Origin of the sequence: Methylobacterium nigriterrae, from assembly GCF_037106235.1 — a bacterium.
Taxonomy (GTDB): domain Bacteria; phylum Pseudomonadota; class Alphaproteobacteria; order Rhizobiales; family Beijerinckiaceae; genus Methylobacterium; species Methylobacterium nigriterrae.
On record NZ_JBAWTG010001026.1, the window covers coordinates 1 to 256 of the forward strand.

A 256-nucleotide genomic window follows, 5' to 3' on the forward strand; every position below is an offset into this window, starting at 1 on the left:
GTCCCGGGCCGATTTCGACAATGGTGGAAGAGGTGAGGTCTCCGGCCGCCCGCGCGATCTTTCCGGTGAGGTTCAGGTCGAGCAGGAAATTCTGGCCGAGCGCTTTCTTCGCGGCGAGGCCATGACGCTGGATGATTTCACGAAGCGGCGGCAGGCCGTCCGGGCTCATCGCGCGCCCGCGCGGTTCTCGTGATCGGCGAGCGTGCGCGCAAGCTTCAGCGCGGCAATCAGGCTGCCGGGACGGGCGGCGCCCTTG

The 256-nt window shown here is 68.0% G+C and carries 1 pseudogene; it reads right to left on the minus strand.

Annotated elements, in window-relative coordinates:
• Positions 1–169: pseudogene (locus WDW90_RS40110) on the minus strand (16S rRNA (adenine(1518)-N(6)/adenine(1519)-N(6))-dimethyltransferase); the annotation flags it as partial.
• Between the last annotated feature and the right edge of the window lie 87 nt (positions 170–256).